We start from the raw sequence: 627 nt of genomic DNA, 5'->3' as shown, positions 1-627 counted from the left end.
ATTCCGACGAAGGAGGAAACTCCGCAATACTTTTCCATTCAGATTGACGTAAGTAAAGTAATAACAAACCATCAAATAAAAATAACTATGAAAAAAACCTTTTATTTTATTACACTTTTGCTAATCAGCATTTCATTTTTTTCCTGTTCATCCGATGATGATTTAAACTATCAAAATGATTTTGAAAAAAGTAAAAATGCCTGGTTGGATTTTAAAGTTTCATCTAACAATTCGTACCAGTATGTAGCAACAGGAAGCTCTTTTTTTATACATCATAGATGGGAAACAACCATAACGGTATCCAATGGAATTGTAATTCAAAGAGATTTCGAATACATAGATAAGCCCGAATATATGCCGGAAGAAGATTGGCAATGGACCGAAAATGCAAACGAAATAAACACTCATGGTTCTTTTATAGCCGCTGCTCCTTTAACATTAGATGAAATTTACACTAAAGCCGAAAATGAATGGTTAATTAAGATAAAAAACACTAATACCTATTTTGAAACCGAAAACAACGGACTCATTTCAACTTGTGGTTATTCTGAAAAAGGCTGTATGGATGATTGCTTTACCGGAATTAGAATAAAAAGTATTACAATCTTATAAAATTTGAATTTATAA

At 30.9% G+C, this 627-nt stretch carries 1 protein-coding gene; it reads left to right on the top strand.

Features of this window, described 5'->3' with window-relative positions:
• On the top strand, positions 1-612 hold a 612-nt coding region (locus AAGV33_RS16365; RefSeq protein WP_373393448.1), incomplete at its 5' end, for a hypothetical protein.
• Positions 613-627 lie beyond the last annotated feature (15 nt).

It is taken from the genome of Flavobacterium magnesitis (assembly GCF_041729735.1).
In the GTDB taxonomy this organism is placed as follows: domain Bacteria; phylum Bacteroidota; class Bacteroidia; order Flavobacteriales; family Flavobacteriaceae; genus Flavobacterium; species Flavobacterium magnesitis.
The sequence above is the reverse complement of the archived record's forward strand: the minus strand, read 5'-3'. Positions and strand labels throughout refer to the sequence as shown.